Source organism: Terrabacter ginsenosidimutans (assembly GCF_039539425.1).
Lineage (GTDB): Bacteria > Actinomycetota > Actinomycetes > Actinomycetales > Dermatophilaceae > Terrabacter > Terrabacter ginsenosidimutans.
In genome coordinates this window covers 347,069-361,872 of sequence record NZ_BAABDC010000001.1, presented here as the reverse complement: position 1 = coordinate 361,872, position 14,804 = coordinate 347,069, and the positions used below count along the sequence as shown (strand labels likewise).

16 protein-coding genes and 2 tRNA genes are annotated in these 14,804 nt (G+C 71.3%); 4 read left to right on the top strand and 14 right to left on the bottom strand.

Features of this window, described 5'->3' with window-relative positions; all coding sequences use genetic code 11:
- The first annotated feature begins 178 nt into the window (after positions 1–178).
- Entirely contained in the window at positions 179–1,615 is a 1,437-nt protein-coding gene (locus ABD831_RS01825) for a GuaB1 family IMP dehydrogenase-related protein (protein ID WP_344940667.1), read from the top strand.
- A 121-nt stretch (positions 1,616–1,736) separates the two neighbouring features.
- A complete protein-coding gene (locus tag ABD831_RS01820) occupies positions 1,737–2,642 on the top strand; it encodes a hypothetical protein (protein ID WP_344940663.1) in 906 nt (301 codons plus the stop codon).
- A gap of 48 nt (positions 2,643–2,690) precedes the next feature.
- Here ABD831_RS01820 and ABD831_RS01815 read toward each other — a convergent pair whose 3' ends face one another.
- Genes ABD831_RS01815 through ABD831_RS01805 form a run of 3 tightly spaced genes read right to left on the bottom strand, consistent with a single transcriptional unit; the run spans position 2,691 to position 5,750 of the window.
- Positions 2,691–3,377: an HAD family hydrolase gene (locus ABD831_RS01815; protein WP_344940660.1), complete on the bottom strand. Its 687-nt coding sequence runs from the start codon at positions 3,375–3,377 to the stop codon at positions 2,691–2,693.
- A 4-nt stretch (positions 3,378–3,381) separates the two neighbouring features.
- Positions 3,382–4,665 carry a fatty acid desaturase family protein gene (locus ABD831_RS01810; RefSeq protein ID WP_344940657.1) on the bottom strand — a complete coding sequence of 428 codons (1,284 nt, stop codon included), beginning with the start codon at positions 4,663–4,665 and terminating at the stop codon, positions 3,382–3,384.
- Positions 4,666–4,679: 14 nt separating this feature from the next.
- Positions 4,680–5,750, bottom strand: coding sequence for a ferredoxin reductase (locus tag ABD831_RS01805; protein ID WP_344940655.1), 1,071 nt, complete (start codon positions 5,748–5,750; stop codon positions 4,680–4,682).
- A gap of 84 nt (positions 5,751–5,834) precedes the next feature.
- Here ABD831_RS01805 and ABD831_RS01800 point away from each other — a divergent pair, with 84 nt between their 5' ends.
- A complete protein-coding gene (locus ABD831_RS01800) occupies positions 5,835–7,052 on the top strand; it encodes a PucR family transcriptional regulator (RefSeq protein WP_486389326.1) in 1,218 nt (405 codons plus the stop codon).
- 33 nt (positions 7,053–7,085) lie between these two features.
- Here ABD831_RS01800 and ABD831_RS01795 read toward each other — a convergent pair whose 3' ends face one another.
- The 11 genes from ABD831_RS01795 to ABD831_RS01745 form a co-directional block, all read right to left on the bottom strand.
- Positions 7,086–8,042: a D-2-hydroxyacid dehydrogenase family protein gene (locus ABD831_RS01795; protein ID WP_344940649.1), complete on the bottom strand. Its 957-nt coding sequence runs from the start codon at positions 8,040–8,042 to the stop codon at positions 7,086–7,088.
- 84 nt (positions 8,043–8,126) lie between these two features.
- Positions 8,127–8,200: transfer RNA gene (locus ABD831_RS01790), tRNA-Asp, on the bottom strand.
- 32 nt (positions 8,201–8,232) lie between these two features.
- Positions 8,233–8,305 (bottom strand) — tRNA-Glu (locus ABD831_RS01785).
- A gap of 92 nt (positions 8,306–8,397) precedes the next feature.
- The gene (locus ABD831_RS01780; protein WP_344940646.1) at positions 8,398–9,444 is read right to left on the bottom strand and encodes a PHP domain-containing protein; all 1,047 of its coding nucleotides are present in this window, start codon (positions 9,442–9,444) and stop codon (positions 8,398–8,400) included.
- Positions 9,445–9,483: 39 nt separating this feature from the next.
- Entirely contained in the window at positions 9,484–10,359 is an 876-nt protein-coding gene (locus ABD831_RS01775; RefSeq protein WP_344940644.1) for a hypothetical protein, read from the bottom strand.
- The gene (locus tag ABD831_RS01770) at positions 10,356–10,859 is read right to left on the bottom strand and encodes a SigE family RNA polymerase sigma factor (RefSeq protein ID WP_142176684.1); all 504 of its coding nucleotides are present in this window, start codon (positions 10,857–10,859) and stop codon (positions 10,356–10,358) included. The genes ABD831_RS01775 and ABD831_RS01770 overlap by 4 nt, the downstream gene beginning before the upstream one ends.
- 148 nt (positions 10,860–11,007) lie before the next feature.
- Positions 11,008–11,556, bottom strand: a complete 549-nt coding sequence (locus tag ABD831_RS01765) for an NUDIX domain-containing protein (protein WP_344940640.1) — start codon at positions 11,554–11,556, stop codon at positions 11,008–11,010.
- A 163-nt stretch (positions 11,557–11,719) separates the two neighbouring features.
- Entirely contained in the window at positions 11,720–12,331 is a 612-nt protein-coding gene (locus ABD831_RS01760) for a methylated-DNA--[protein]-cysteine S-methyltransferase (RefSeq protein WP_344940637.1), read from the bottom strand.
- The gene (locus ABD831_RS01755) at positions 12,324–12,824 is read right to left on the bottom strand and encodes an RNA polymerase sigma factor (protein WP_344940634.1); all 501 of its coding nucleotides are present in this window, start codon (positions 12,822–12,824) and stop codon (positions 12,324–12,326) included. Before ABD831_RS01755 ends, ABD831_RS01760 begins: the two co-directional genes overlap by 8 nt.
- A gap of 105 nt (positions 12,825–12,929) precedes the next feature.
- Positions 12,930–13,442, bottom strand: coding sequence for a methylated-DNA--[protein]-cysteine S-methyltransferase (locus tag ABD831_RS01750; protein WP_344940631.1), 513 nt, complete (start codon positions 13,440–13,442; stop codon positions 12,930–12,932).
- Positions 13,439–14,470: a cation diffusion facilitator family transporter gene (locus tag ABD831_RS01745; protein WP_425582770.1), complete on the bottom strand. Its 1,032-nt coding sequence runs from the start codon at positions 14,468–14,470 to the stop codon at positions 13,439–13,441. Before ABD831_RS01745 ends, ABD831_RS01750 begins: the two co-directional genes overlap by 4 nt.
- Positions 14,471–14,605: 135 nt before the next feature.
- Between ABD831_RS01745 and ABD831_RS01740 the strand changes: the two genes are divergently transcribed.
- Complete coding sequence (locus ABD831_RS01740; RefSeq protein ID WP_344940628.1) at positions 14,606–14,800, top strand: CsbD family protein; 195 nt, start codon at positions 14,606–14,608, stop codon at positions 14,798–14,800.
- The last annotated feature ends 4 nt before the right edge of the window (positions 14,801–14,804 follow it).

Below are 14,804 nucleotides of genomic sequence, written 5' to 3'. Positions count from 1 at the left end.
TCCGGGGCGCAAGAGCGCCCACGTGCCATCGTCCTCCCGGGGGCCGTCCGGCACACGCAAAACGGGCGTATGCCGTCTCACCGCCGCCTGCCGTCCGAGCCGTCTCGTGCCGTCCCGTGCCGTACGTCGGGGGCTGTCCCGTGGGGTCGGCCGGCCCGGGCGCCTAGAGTTGGTGACCGTGCAGTTCCTCAACGGTCTCCAGCCCCAGCTCGACCTCACCTACGACGACGTCTTCATGGTGCCGAGCCGCTCGTCGGTGACGAGTCGCCTCGACGTCGACCTGTCGACCGTCGACGGGTCGGGCACCACCATCCCGCTCGTCGTGGCCAACATGACCGCCATCGCGGGGCGGCGCATGGCCGAGACGGTCGCCCGACGCGGTGGCATCGCCGTCATCCCGCAGGACATTCCCGTCGAGGTGGTCCGCGACGTCGTTGCCTGGGTCAAGCAGCGCCATCTCGTCCACGACACGGCGATCACGCTCGAGCGGCACATGACGGCCGGTGAGGCGCTCGTCCTCATCGGCAAGCGCGCCCACGGGGTGGCCGTCGTCGTGGACGGTCCGAAGCCGGTCGGCATCGTCAGCGAGAAGGACCTGACCGGCGTCGACCGCTACACGCAGGTGCACGACGTCATGCACGAGGACCTGGTGGTGCTGCCAGACACCCTCGACCCGCAGGAGGCCTTCGAGCGGCTGTCCGCGGCCCGCCGCAAGGTGGCCCCGGTCGTGTCCGAGCACGGCGAGCTCGTCGGCATCCTGACGCGTGGCGGCGCCATCCGCGCCGGGCTCTACCGACCCGCGGTCGACGACGCCCAGCGGCTTCGCGTCGCCGCCGCTGTCGGCATCAACGGCGACGTCGCCGCCAAGGCCGCCGAGGTGCTGGGCACCGGCGCCGACGTCCTCGTCATCGACACCGCCCACGGGCACCAGGACAAGATGATCGAGGCTCTGCGCGCCGTTCGGGCCCTCGACCCGCGCATCCCCGTGGTCGCCGGCAACGTCGTGTCGGCGGCCGGCACCCGTGAGCTCATCGAAGCCGGCGCCGACGTCGTCAAGGTCGGCGTCGGGCCCGGCGCGATGTGCACGACCCGCATGATGACCGCCGTCGGTCGCCCTCAGTTCTCGGCCGTGCTCGAATGCGCAACGGCTGCAAGGGATCTCGGCAAGCACGTCTGGGCGGACGGGGGTGTGCGCCATCCGCGCGATGTCGCCCTCGCGCTGGCTGCCGGCGCGTCCAACGTCATGATCGGCTCGTGGTTCGCCGGCACCCTCGAGTCGCCGGGCGACCTCTACACCGACAACGACGGTCGCCAGTACAAGGAGTCGTTCGGCATGGCGAGCAGCCGCGCGGTGCGCAACCGGACCGCAACCGACACGGAGTACGACCGCGCCCGCAAGACCCTCTTCGAGGAGGGCATCAGCACGGCGCGCATGTATGTCGACCCGTCGCGACCGTCCGTCGAGGACGTCATCGACGAGATCGTCGCCGGGCTGCGCAGCAGCTGCACGTATGCCGGTGCGCGGACTCTCGAGGAGTTCTACGACCGAGCGGTCGTCGGCCTCCAGAGCACGGCCGGCTTCGCCGAGGGACGGCCGCTGCACACCTCCTGGTGAACCTGGTCGACGGCTCGAGGACCTGTGGGCGGCGCGAGGACAGGTGGGCAACGCGGGCGGTGCGGGACGGTGCTGTGGACGAGGCGGGGAACCGTCAGCTCGGGTCGAGCATCGTGGTGGCATGACGTCACACACGGTTCCTGACGACGCGGTCCCTCCGCTCCGGCTGCTCGAGGTGGCGCGGAGCGACCTCGCCGAGCGGGCCCGGGTGCACGTCGAGCTCCGGGCGGCCCACGACGCGCTCCACGAGGCCCAGGCGGAGCACCAGCGGCTCCGTGACGTCCTGACCAGCGAGGAGCTCGACGTCGGACGCCTCGAAGGCCGATCCGCCTCCCGGGTCTGGTCCTCGTTGCGCGGCTCGCGGGAACGGGATCTCGAGCGCGAGCGCGAGCAGGCCCGAACTGCGGCAGCAGCCGTGGAGGTGCAAGCTCGCACGGTTGAGCTGCTCCGCGAGGTGACCGAGTCCCTCGCGCGACGGGCCGAGGCGCTGGAGCACGCCGACAGGGACTACCAGTCCGCCCTCGAACGTGTTGCCGGCAGCGGCGGCACCGTGGACGACGCCCACGTCGCAGCGGCCGTGCAGGAGCTGGCTCACCGCCGGGAGCTGCAGGAGCTCGAGCAAGCCTCCGCGGCTGGACGATCCGCTCTCCAGGGACTCGTGGCGGCTCGACAGACCTTGGGCAGCGCCGACAGCTGGTCGACGTGGGACACCTTCGGCGGCGGCGGCATGCTCAGCTCCGCGATGAAGCACGAGCGCCTCGACGAGGCCCGTCAGCGCCTGCAGGTCGCGGGAGAGGCGCTGACCCGCTTCACCCGCGAGCTCGACGACCTCCGGATGCCGGGCATCGCGTTGCCGGAGTTCGGCGGACCGGTCCGGGGAGTCGACATCTGGTGGGACAACGTCGGGGTCGACCTCCTCGTGCGTGACCGGATCAAGCGCACCCAGCGCGACGTCGACGCTGCTGTCGCCCGGGTCGAGGAGGCACTCGCCACGCTCGAGACCCGGCGCCAGCAGCTTGTCGGCTGACCGAGGTGCGCATCGGCCCCAGGCCCACAGACCCCGTGGCTCAGTGGCTCAGTGCCGCTTGCGACCGACCTCGACGATGCGCCAGCCGCGCTCCCGGGCCAGCTCGCGCAGCTCTCCGTCCGGGTTGACCGCGACCGCGGTGCCGACGCGCTCCATCATCGGCAGGTCGCTGATGGAGTCGCTGTAGGCGGCGCACCGCGAGAGGTCGTAGCCACGCTCGGCGGCCAGCTTCTCGATCTCGATGACCTTGCCCGCGCCGTAGCAGAACTCACCGGCGAGGTGGCCGGTGTAGCGGCCCTCGGTGTCGAGCTCGCTGCGTGTGGCGACGGCGCCCTCGAGCCCGAGCGCGGTCGCGATGCGGCTGACGAGCTCGATGGGAGACGCGGACACGACGATGCGGTCCTGGCCGAGGGCCCGGCACTCCGACAGCAGCGTCATCGAGGCGGGGATGGCCTTGCGCACGATGCCGGGGGTGATCACGTCGGTGAGGTGGATGATGTCGGACTGCCGGATGCCGGCGACGGCCCGGAGGATGCGCTCACGCAGTGCCTCCGAGCCCTCGTCGGTGGATCCCTTGCGGTGGAAGGAGATCGCGTTGACGGTGTCCTTGACGAGGTCCTTCCACGGCACGTGGCCGCTGCGGAACGCGGCGATCGCGAGGGGGTAGTTCGCCGACCCGCGGATCAGGGTGCGGTCGAGGTCGAAGAAGGCGGCCGTCGGCACGGGTCGTGCCACCGCCTCACCCGACACGCGCCACCATCGGCAGGGCTGCGCTGCGGCGCGGCGGGACCGGTGCGTTGACGGCATCGGTCGCACCCTTGGGCAGCGGGCGCGGGCGGTTCGGCAGCGCCAGGCGGAAGACCTTGGCCCACGCCTGGTAGACCTGCTTCGGCATCGGCCCGGTCGTGTACGGGAGGCCGTAGCGCTGGCAGATCTCGCGCACCTCGACGGCGACCTCGTGGTAGCGGTTGCTCGGCAGGTCGGGGAAGCAGTGGTGCTCGATCTGGTGGCTGAGGTTGCCGGTCATGAGGTGCAGCAGCTTGCTGCCGGAGATGTTGGCCGAGCCGAGCATCTGGCGGATGTACCAGTCGCCGCGGGTCTCGCCCTCGATCTCCTCCTCGGTGAAGACGTCGACGCCGTCGGGGAAGTGCCCGCAGAAGATGACCGAGTGCGCCCAGACGTTGCGGATCGCGTTGGCGGTGAAGGTGCCGAGGAGGGCCTGCTTGCCCGAGCCGAACGGCACCGCGGCAAGTGGGGTCGCGGCGTAGTCCTTCGTGAACTGGCGGACCACCTTGCGCCCCAAGGCCTTGAGGTCCTTCTTGAGGTCCTCCTTGGACTTCTCGCCCTCCTGGACGGCCTCGAGCTCGAGGTCGTAGATCGCGATGCCCCACTCGAAGAAGGGAGCCAGGATGCCGTTGATGACGGGGTTGAGGATGTTGTGCGGACGCCACGGCTGGTCCTCGGCCATCCGGAGCGTGGAGTAGCCCACGTCCTTGTCCTTGCCGAGCACGTTGGTCCACGTGTGGTGCAGGTCGTTGTGGGTGTGCTTCCAGGCCGCCGCCGGGGTGACGAAGTCCCACTCCCAGGTGGTCGAGTGGATGTCGGGGTCGCGCATCCAGTCCCACTGGCCGTGCAGGACGTTGTGGCCGATCTCCATGTTCTCGAGGATCTTGGCGACGGAGAGCATCGCCGTGCCGGCGACGAACGCCGTCTTCTTCTTCGACAGCAGGAGCGTGGCCCGGCCGGCGACCTCGAGCGTGCGCTGGACGCGGATGACGCGGCGGATGTAGGCCGCGTCCTTGGCGCCGCGCGTGGCGATGATGCGGTCGCGCAGGGCGTCGAGCTCCTTGCCGAGGCGCTCGACGTCGGCCTCGGAGAGGTGCGCAGCGGCGCTCGGGCGCTTGACGGGTCCGCCGGACGCTGCCAGGACCGGCTTCTTGGGCCGGGTCGCCGTGGCGGTGCCTGCAACGGTACCGACGGCGCCGGTGGGCGTCGTCGTCGGTCGGTTCGTGGTGGCGGTCATGGGTGTTTCCCTTCCTAGATGTCCAGGTGGACGGGTCCGGCGGCCGCGTTGACGCAGGTCTGGATGAGCTCGCCCTCGTCGCCGTGCACCTCGCCGGTGCGCAGGTCGCGGACCTTGCCGGCGACGAGCGGGACGAGGCAGCTGCGGCAGATGCCCATGCGGCACCCGCTCGGCATGACCACGCCACACTCCTCGCCGGCCTCGAGGAGGGGGACGTCGCCGCCCGCCTCCACTTCCTTGTCCGACTTCTCGAACGTCAGCAGCCCGCCCTCGCCGCCGGATCCCTCCAGCAGGACGGGCGCGAAACGCTCGATCGTCAGGTTGGTGTGCGTGTCGTCGTTGCCGTCGCGCAGCCACAGCTCGGTGGCCGCGTCGAGGAACTCGGTGGGCCCGCAGGCGTATGCCGCCCGGTCGCGCCAGTCGGGACAGAGCGTCTCGAGGTCGGTTGCGTCCGAGAGGTCCAGGCGACGACCGTCCTCCTCTCGGGTGAACCAGTGCCGGACCGTGAGGCCGGGGAACTGGTCCGCGAGCTCGAGGAGCTCGTCGTGGAAGAGGGCCTCGTCGCGCGTGCGGGCCGAGTGGATGAGCACTACGTCGGCGTCCGGCCGGCGCGGCACGAGGGTGCGGATCATCGACATGACCGGCGTCAGGCCGCTGCCGGCCGTGAGCATCAGCAACGGGCGCGGGTGCTCCGGGAGCACGAAGTCGCCCTGCGGGGTGTCGAGGAAGAGGATGTCGCCGACCTTGGTGTCGCGCGCGAGCGCCGTCGAGACGAAGCCGATGGCGGTCACCGTGATGGCCGGGTCATGGCCCACCGCCGCTGAGAGGGAGTAGCTGCGCCACTGGCGCACGCCGTCGATCTCGACGCCGATGCGGGCCCACTGGCCTGCGGCGTGGGGGTTCCAGCCGCGACCGGGGCGGAAGTGGATGGTCGTCGAGTCAGGGGTCTCGCGGACCACCTTGGTCACGACGCCGCGCAGCTGGCGCGCCGAGGCCAGCGGGTTCACCAGAGCGAGGATGTCCTCGGGCGTGAGAGGGGTCGTCAGGAGCGACGCCACACGCCGGAGAGCTCTGATCTGGGTCATGGTTCCATCATGGCCGTCGAAGGCCCCGCGGCTCTTGGGGTGACGCGTACTCTTTGACCCAAGAAACTGTTGTGTGACGACAGAATGCAGGAGGGCGACGTGTCACAGGCCACATCTGACCCACCGTGGTTGTCTCTCCCCACCGAAGTCGCGGTGGTGCTGCGACCCGTCGTGAAGGAGATCGTCGAGGCGATCATCGATGGCATACCCCGTGACGTACCCGTCTACGCGATGCCCATGGAGGGGCGCTTCGGACAGGGCGTCCGGCAGGGGGTCACGATCGCGTTGAACCGCTTCCTGGACCTTCCGGGCACGCGTCTGCCGGCCCTCTCAGAGGACGGCAAGTGGGTCTACGAGAACCTCGGTCGCGGCGAGGTGCGCTCGGGCCGCAGCCTCGAGTCGCTGCTCGCCGCCTACCGCTACGGGGCCCGCGTCACCTTCCGGGCGGTCTCGCGCACGGTGAACGTGTCGCAGATGCCCCCCGACGCGCTGCTGGCGCTCGGTGAGTCGCTCTTCGCCTACATCGACGAGCTGTCGGCGGCCAGCGCACAGGGCTATGCCCAGGAGCAGTCCGAGCGCGCGGGCGAGCAGGTGCGGCTCCGGGCGGAGCTGCTCGAGATGATCCTGCGCGGTGACTCGAGTGACGGAGGCGTGCCCCGACTGGCCTCCGCCGTGGGCTGGACCCTGCCGGAGGTCGTCGTGGTCGCGCTCGTGCCGTTCCCCCACGTCGACGGGCTGCGGGCGGCCCTGGGACCGGAGGCCCTCGTCGCCGAGCGGGGCACCGACGTGGTCGTCATCTTCCCGTTCGTCAGCCGGGCCGCCCGGCCACGCGACCTCCAGCGTGCGCTGCGGGGGCGCCGCGCCATCATCGGCCCACCGCGGCCGTGGCAGCAGGCGGGCGAGTCCCTGCACCTCGCGACCTCCGCCGGGGCGCACGGCGTCGGGCGTGGCACGAGGTCGGGCCCGGACGATCCCGGCGCCGAGACCTCCCCGGTCTGGGTCGCGGACCACCTCGCCGAGCTCGTCGTGCACGCCGAGCCGCTGGCCACCGACGACCTCGCCCGCACGCGCCTGGCGCCGCTCGACGGGCTGCGGCCCGCGGTCCGCGAACGCCTCACCGAGACGCTGCTGTCGTGGTTGCGCCACCAGGGCCAGCGAGCCCCGATCGCCCAGGAGCTCTTCGTGCACCAGCAGACCGTGGGCTACCGGGTCGCGCAGCTCAAGGAGCTCTTCGGGGACGCACTCGACGACCCCGAGGTGAGGTTCGAGCTCGAGCTGGTCCTGCGCGCCGGTCACCGCTGAGCGTGAGCCGGCCGCACGGCATACGCCATCGGCTCAGAGGGTGCGGATGGGTGACCCGTGGAGGTATGCCGTCACGGCCTCGACGACGCCGCCCCAGAACGTCGCGTAGACGTCGCGCGTCACGTAGCCCAGGTGCGGCGTCAGGAGCGTGCGAGGCGCGGTGCGGAGCGGGTGGTCGGCCGGCAGAGGCTCCTCGTCGAAGACGTCAAGCCCCACCCCGCCCAGGTGGCCGCGGGACAGGGCCGCCAGTAGCGCGCCCTCGTCGACGATCGGACCGCGCGAGGTGTTGACGAGCAGGGCGTCGGGTCGCATCAGCGCCAGCTCGCGCTCCCCGACGAGGCCACGGGTCCCCTCGGCGAGAGGCAGGTGGATCGAGACGACGTCCGAGGCCGCGAGGACCTCCTGGAGCGAGGCGGCCCGGGCACCCGCGGAAGCGGCCCGCTCGGGGGTGAGGTTGCGGCTGCACGCGACGACGTCCATGCCGAAGGCGCGCCCGACGGTGGCGACCTGGCTCCCGATGCGCCCGAGCCCGAGCAGGCCCAGGGTGTGTCCGGCGAGGTCGCGGCCCACCGTCGTCTGCCACCCGCCGGTGCGCACGGCTCCCGCCTCCTCGACGAGGTGGCGCGAAAGCCCGAGGACGAGCGCCCAGGTCAGCTCGGCCGGGGCCGTCGGCAGGCTCTCGGTGCCGCACACGGTGATGCCGGCGGTGCTGGCCGCGGCGACGTCGATGCTCGGGTTGCGTCGGCCGGTCGTCACGACCAGCCGCAGCCGGGGGAGGGCGGCGAGCACGGCAGCCGGGAGCGGCGTGCGTTCGCGCATGACGACGACGGCGTCGTAGGGCGCGAGCCGCTCGACGAGTGCGGCAGGCTCCCCGACGTGGTCGCTGAAGACGTCGACCGTGCAGGGCGTGCTCGGGTGGCCGGTGACCGGCGCCCAGTCGGCACTGGACAGGGCCACGCCCTGGTAGTCGTCGAGCACCGCGATCCGCACGCGCCACAGCCTACGAGGCGGGTCACGGCCCCTGACACGCTAGAAGCGCCGCTCTCTGATGAGAGCGGCGCTTCTGGTGTCTTGCGACCCCGACCGGGCTCGAACCGGCGACCTCCGCCGTGACAGGGCGGCGCGCTAACCAACTGCGCTACGGGGCCTTACTGGGTGGTGCGTGTCGAACTGTACTGCGTATCCCCAACGGGATTCGAACCCGTGCTGCCGCCGTGAAAGGGCGGAGTCCTAGGCCGCTAGACGATGGGGACCTGCCCGACCTATCCGTTGGGACGTCGAAACTATATGGGAGTTTCTGGCACCGTCCAAATCGGCTCCCGGCGCCGCTCGACAGCCCCCCGGATCAGCCCTTGGCCCAGGCTCGGACGTCGTCGACCGGCCACGTCGTGACGATGCGTTCGGCCGGGATGCCGAGGCGCTCGGCGCGCTCACAGCCGAGCGACTTCATGTCGAGCTGCCCGGGCGCGTGCGCGTCGGAGTCGATGGTGAAGAGGCACCCGAGGTTGCGCGCCAGCTCGATGAGCTCGTCCGGTGGGTCGCAGCGCTCCGGCCGGGAGTTGATCTCGACGGCGACGTCGTTCTCGAGGCAGGCCCGGAAGACCTTCTCGGCGTCGAACTGCGACGGGGGACGCTTGCCACGACCGCCGGTGACGAGCTGGCCGGTGCAGTGGGCCAGCACGTTGGTGCGCGGGTTGCGGACGGCGGTGACCATGCGCGGCGTCATCTCGAAGGACGGCTGGCGCAGCTTCGAGTGGATCGAGGCCGTGACGACGTCGAGCTGGTCGAGCATGTCGTCGTCCTGGTCGAGGGTCCCGTCGAGGTGGATGTCGACCTCGATGCCCTTGAGGACCGTGAACGCGTCGCCGAGGCTCGCGTTGATCGCCTCGACGCGCTTCAGCTGGTCGGTGAGGCGCTCGCGGCTCAGCCCGTTAGCGACGGTGAGGCGGGGGGAGTGGTCCGTGAGGGCCATCCACTCCTGGCCGAGCTCGACGGCTGCGAGGACCATCTCCTCGATGGGGCTGCCGCCGTCGCTCCAGTTGGAGTGGGCGTGCAGGTCACCGCGCAGGGCGGCATACAGCTGCGCCCCGCCGCGGGTCAGCGGCTCGCCGTGCTTCTCCTCGGCCGAGACGAGGTAGGCCGGCAGGACGCCGCGCACCGCCTGCCCGATGATCGCTGCGCTCGAGTCGCCGATTCCCTTGATCTGCTTGAGGGTTCCGGCCTCGACCCGCTCCTGCAGCTCCTCGTCGCTGATGAGCGTGATCGCCTCGATGGTCCTGCGGAACGCATCGACGCGATAGCTGCTCTCGCGACCACGCTCGAGGAGGAAGCAGATGCGGCGGAGTGCGTCGAGCGGGCTGATCGGTGCCTGCGGAGGGGTCGGCTGCTCCATGTCGGGCAGCCTAACCGCGCCGGCCGGCGCGATGCCGGCTCACGGCTGCATCGTCGGCAGGGTGCTCCCGTTCGGCAGCTTGCCCGGCGCCGTCTGGCTGGACGGCACGACGCGGACGATGTCGCCGTACTGCTGCTCGATGAGACCGGGCGAGGTGCCCTCGTCGGCCATGACGACGACCTGGTCGCTGCGGGCGTCCTGGGTGACGGCGATGATCTGGACTCCCTTGGAGCGCCACAGCATTCGCTGGTCGACGATCTCCTTGGCGACCTTCTGCTTCTCCTCGAGGGAATGGCTCATGACGACGAACTCCACATCGGTCGGTGACGGCATCGCGCGGGTCACGAAGGCCTCCAGCTCGGGGTCGTGGCGGGTGACCACGACGGCCACGCGGGCACCTGCGGCGTCGACGGCATACGCCCCCGAGAAGACCTCGGGCCAGCGGGAGACCACCGTCGGCTCGATGGCCGTGAAGGCATTCGTCTGCGGGCTCGAGAGGGTGCCGAACCAACGCGTGGTGTCGCGGGGCGACGGGAAGGACGGGGCCGCGCCCGGGGCGCCGTTCCCCGAGAGCGACTGGGGGCTGCGGGCACCGTTGTCAGCACCGGCACTGCCGGACGAGTCCTTCTGGACCTCGGCCGAAGCGGCGCCCGCGCTGCTCGCGCTGCTGGAGGAGGCGCGGTTGCTCGACACCCACGCGCCGCCGACGGCTCCGACGACGACGACCGCGGCGGCCGCACCGAGCAGCGTCGAGCGGCGCCGGGACGTGCGTGCCCGGCCGCGCATCAGGGCCCGCTGGGCGAAGAGGTCGTCGTGGGGTGGTTCGAGGTCGTTCATGGTGGACAGCGCCTTTCGCAGCTGCAGCTCGCCCTCCTCCGGAGCGGCGCCCTGGCCTCGCGTCGTGTCGTCGCTCATGGAAAAGCTCCTGCCCCGGTCAGTGGTGGTTCTGCGAGCCGGCCGCGCAGGGCGGCGAGCCCGCGCGAGATCTGGCTCTTGATGGTTCCTTCGGCGACGCCCGTGCACTCGGCGATCTGGGGCACCGTGAGGTCCTCCCAGAAGCGGAGCACGAGGACGGCGCGCTGCTTCTCGGGCAGGTCACGCAGCAGGTCGGTCAGGGTCATCGCGAGCTCGCGGTCGTGGTCCGGCGTCGGAGGCTCCGGGGCCTCGTCGGTCAGGACCTCGCGGCGTCGCTTGCGCTGGTCGTTGAGATAAAGGTTCATCATCGTGCGTCTCGTGTAGGCCGTCTCGGCGCCGGTGGCGATGCGCGGCCATGCGACGTAGACGCGTGCCAGCGCCTCCTGGACGAGCTCGTCGCCGTCGGCCCAGTTGCCGCAGAGCAGGTAGGCGCGCCGGCGCAGCATCGTCTGCCGCTCCTCCACGAAGCTGCGGAACGCCGCCTCGTCCCTCCGTCTCATGAGCTCCCGCCGGTTCTGGTCGTCAGGGTCGTGCCGATCGTCTGGTTGCCAGTGTCGTACAACCCCCTAGACACGGCTGTCTCCCGAACCGTTGCACGGTCGGTGGAACTCGATGGCGTATGCCGTGCGGCCGCCGAACGCTGGCCGCTCAGGCGACGCGGCCCAGGGCCACGAGCGCGAACATGAGCGCGGCGACCGTCTCGCCGTCCGTGATCGTCCCGTCGGAGACGAGACCGAGCACCTCGGCGACGGGCACGCGGCGGACCTCGCGGATGCCCTCCTCGTGGCGGGCGGCCGCGTCGTCGGTGGCGGACGCCGGCTCGAGGCCGGTCGCGAGGAAGACGACCTCTGGCGCGCGGCAGATCCCGTTGAGAGCGTTCATCGTGCCGACCTGCTGCCAGGTTGCGGCGACGAGGCCGGTCTCCTCGGCGAGCTCGCGCCGGGCCGCGACGAGGGGGTCCTCGCCGTCGGTGCCGCCGGCGGGCACCTCGACCGACGTGCCGACGGTGTGCCGGTCGAGGGTGACGAGCACGATCTCGTCGTCGTCGGTCAGGGCGACGACGAAGACCGAAGGGCGCTGCACCTCGACGACCCCGAAGATGCCGTCGCCCCCGTCGGGCCGGGTCACGGCGTCCTCACGGACCCGGATCCACGGGTTCTCGTAGACGACGCGGGTCTCACGCACGGGCCAGGTCACGACGGCTCTCCAGGGCGCATGCCCCGATGGTCCCACCGCTCACTCGAGTGAGCGCCCCGCCCCGCTCGAGTGAGCGCCCCGCCCCAGTCGAGTGAACGCCCCGCCCCAGTCGAGTGAACGCCCCGCCCCAGTCGAGTGAACGCCCCGCCTCACCAGTCACTGGTCAAGCCGCGGCACGCTCGAGCGCGAGGAGCCGCTCCTTCGTCGGCAGGCCGCCGAGGTAGCCGCCGAGAGAGCCGTCCGAGCGCACGACGCGGTGGCACGGGACGACGATCGGCAGCGGGTTCGTCGCGCAGGCCGAGCCGACCGCGCGTACTGCCCTCGGGCTGCCGGACGCCACGGCCACCTCACCGTAGCTCTCGGTCGAGCCGTACGGGATGTCGCTGAGGTGACGCAGCACGGTGAGCCGGAAGCCGCGCGCGAGACGCAGGTCGAGGGGGACGTCGAACCGGTGCCGCCGCCCGGCGAAGTAGTCGTCGAGCTCGCGGGCCAGCGGGTCGAGCCGGTTGCCGCCGCGCAGGATCCGCGACCCGACGGACGCGCCGAGCGACTCGAGCACCCGGTCGTGGTCCTCGACCGCGAAGGCCACGCGGATGACGCCGCTCTCGGTCGCCGCGAGCAGGAGTGGGCCGACGGGGGAGTCGACCACGCGGTAGGTGGCGTCGACCGACGACTCCGCCGAGGCGCGACGGATGAGGGTGTCATGCAGGGCTGCGAGGTGCTCGTCGTCGTCGGTGGACGCTGAGGTCAGGAGCTGGATCGGGTTGTCAGACATGGGTGCTCACCCTTCCGGTGGCTGGGTACGTGGACCGGAGCCGCGCGATGCCGTCGGCAGCGGCGCGGCGTGCCGCCGCGGGCGTGCCTCCGACGATGCGGGCGACCTCCGGGTGAGGCAGGCCGGCGACGTGGTGGTAGGCCACGCACAGGCGCTGCTTCTCGGGGAGGGCGGCGACAGCGCTCCAGAGGTCCCCGTCGGGGATGGCCTCCTCGGGCTGGTCGGCGCGTGGGGCGGTGGCCTCGGGCACCTCGGCGACCGGGACCGCGTGACGGGCGCCGGCTCGGGCGACGTCGACGGCCTTGCGGTGCGCGATGGTGACGAGCCATGCCCGGACGTTCGCGTCGTCGGGAAGGTCGGGCCAGGCGCGGAGGGCCGAGAGGAACGTCTCGGACCATGCGTCGTCGGCCTCGGTCGGGCCGAGCACGGCGCGGCATACGCGCAGCACCACGGCCCCGTGCTCGGTGACGGCCTGCTCGAACGGTCGCTTCATGCCCTGTAGACGCTCCGGCCTGCGGAAGTGTGAGGTCCCAGTGTGACGGACGGGACGCCGCGCTCACTCGACTGGGGCGGGGCGTTCACTCGACGGGCAGGGGGATCAGAAGAGGCGGCCGGACTCGTCTGCGGGGGGCTCCTCGAGCGCGAGGAGGAAGCGCTTGCGACTCAGCCCACCGGCATACCCCACGAGGGAGCCGTCGGCGCCGATGACGCGATGGCAGGGGACGACGACGGCGATCGGGTTGCGGCCGTTGGCCGTGCCGACGGCCTGCGCCAGGTTGCGGTCGCCGAGCGCCCTGGCGAGGTCGCCGTAGCTGCGGGTCTGCCCGTAGGGGATCTCGCGCAGGAGCGCCCACACCCGCTGGTGGAAGTCGTCGCCACGCGGGGCGAGCGGCAGGTCGAACTCGGTCAGGGCGCCGGTGAAGTAGGCGGCGAGCTGCACGGCTGCCGCGGCGAACGGCTCGTCGGCGGGGTCGCCCACCTCGCCGAGGACCTCGGGGTCGTCGGGACGGTACTTCGCGGCATCCATGAGCAGGTGCGTGATGACGCCGTCCTCGGCGACGACGGTCAGGTCACCGATCGGCGAGGGCACGACGACGTGCGCACGGCTCATGCCTTGTCGTCGCCCCGATCCGGTCGTGCCGGCGTGGCTCCGTGTGCGGCGACGATGTCGTCGTGCGTGGGGATGGGGAACTCGGCGGCGTAGTCGCCGTAGGCGCGGGGGTCCTCGGACGGCTCGAGGTGGCAGGTGAGCGCGATCTCGCCGAACTCGCGGTGGACGGCCTGCTCGACCTCCTCCATGAGGTCGTGGCCCTGCTGGACGGTCCACGCGCCGGGGACGAGGACGTGCACCTCGGCGAAACGGTGGTGGCCGGAGACCCGCGTGCGCAGCGCGTGGAAGTGGACCTCGCGCGTGACGAAGCGCGACAGGATCTCGGCGATGGCGCTGTTGTCCTCCTTGGGCATGGAGATGTCCATGAGGCCCTCGGTGGACTCGCGGATGAGCTTCCAGCCGGTCCAGACGATGTTGATGCCGACGAGGAAGGCGATGACGGGGTCGAGGCGCTCGACGTGTGTCAGCCCGACGAGCAGCACGCCGACGACGACGCCCGCGGAGGTCCACACGTCGGTCATGAGGTGCTTGCCGTCCGCGGTGAGCGTCAGCGAGCGGTAGCGCCGACCGGCCCGCAGCAGGACGACCGCGACGCCGCCGTTGACGGCGGACGCGACGACCGAGATGGCGAGGCCGAGGCCGACGTTCTCGATGGGCTGCGGGTTGAGGAAGCGCTCGACCGCGGTGTACATGATCACGAGGGCGGCGACGAAGATCATCATCCCCTCGATGGCCGCCGAGAAGTACTCGGCCTTGGTGTGGCCGTAGTGGTGGTTCTTGTCGGCCGGCATCGCCGCCACCTTGAGGGCGATGAGCACGGCGATCGCGGCGACGAGGTTGACGACCGACTCGGCCGCATCGGAGAGCAGGCCCACGGATCCCGTGATGCGCCAGGCGATGACCTTCAGCGTGATGGTGACGACGGCGGCCGCGATGGACAGGTAGGCGAACCGGCTGAGGTCGCGTGTCTGTGGCCCCCGTCCGGACGTGGGGGACACCTCGGACGCGGGGTTGGGGAACGTGCTCACACCTCCAGTGTCGCAAAGGCCACCGACGCCCCGAGCGCACGACCCTCTTCTGGACAGCCGGCGCAGCTGTGGTGACGAACCATGGCGACCGGGTAGGGGTAGAAGCATCCGATCGAAGGCGAAAGGGGCCCCGACATGGGTATCGAAGACAAGGCCAGCAACATGGGCGAAGACCTGAAGGGCAAGGCCAAGGAAGCCGCCGGAAAGGTCACCGACAACGAGCGACTCGAGGCCGAGGGCGAGCGTGACCAGGCCTCGGCGGACCTCAAGCAGCGGGGCGAGCAGCTCAAGGACGCGGGCGAGGACGTCAAGGACGCCTTCAACCGCTGATCTT

What these genes read in the sequence shown, in the direction of transcription:
- ABD831_RS01820 (WP_344940663.1), top strand. Translation starts at nt 1,737, where the DNA reads ATGACGTCACACACGGTTCCTGACGACGCGGTCCCTCCGCTCCGGCTG.
- ABD831_RS01810 (WP_344940657.1), bottom strand. Translation starts at nt 4,665, where the DNA reads ATGACCGCCACCACGAACCGACCGACGACGACGCCCACCGGCGCCGTC.
- ABD831_RS01805 (WP_344940655.1), bottom strand. Translation starts at nt 5,750, where the DNA reads ATGACCCAGATCAGAGCTCTCCGGCGTGTGGCGTCGCTCCTGACGACC.
- ABD831_RS01800 (WP_486389326.1), top strand. Translation starts at nt 5,835, where the DNA reads ATGCAGGAGGGCGACGTGTCACAGGCCACATCTGACCCACCGTGGTTG.
- ABD831_RS01780 (WP_344940646.1), bottom strand. Translation starts at nt 9,444, where the DNA reads ATGGAGCAGCCGACCCCTCCGCAGGCACCGATCAGCCCGCTCGACGCA.
- ABD831_RS01775 (WP_344940644.1), bottom strand. Translation starts at nt 10,359, where the DNA reads ATGAGCGACGACACGACGCGAGGCCAGGGCGCCGCTCCGGAGGAGGGC.
- ABD831_RS01770 (WP_142176684.1), bottom strand. Translation starts at nt 10,859, where the DNA reads ATGAGACGGAGGGACGAGGCGGCGTTCCGCAGCTTCGTGGAGGAGCGG.
- ABD831_RS01760 (WP_344940637.1), bottom strand. Translation starts at nt 12,331, where the DNA reads ATGTCTGACAACCCGATCCAGCTCCTGACCTCAGCGTCCACCGACGAC.
- ABD831_RS01755 (WP_344940634.1), bottom strand. Translation starts at nt 12,824, where the DNA reads ATGAAGCGACCGTTCGAGCAGGCCGTCACCGAGCACGGGGCCGTGGTG.
- ABD831_RS01750 (WP_344940631.1), bottom strand. Translation starts at nt 13,442, where the DNA reads ATGAGCCGTGCGCACGTCGTCGTGCCCTCGCCGATCGGTGACCTGACC.
- ABD831_RS01740 (WP_344940628.1), top strand. Translation starts at nt 14,606, where the DNA reads ATGGGTATCGAAGACAAGGCCAGCAACATGGGCGAAGACCTGAAGGGC.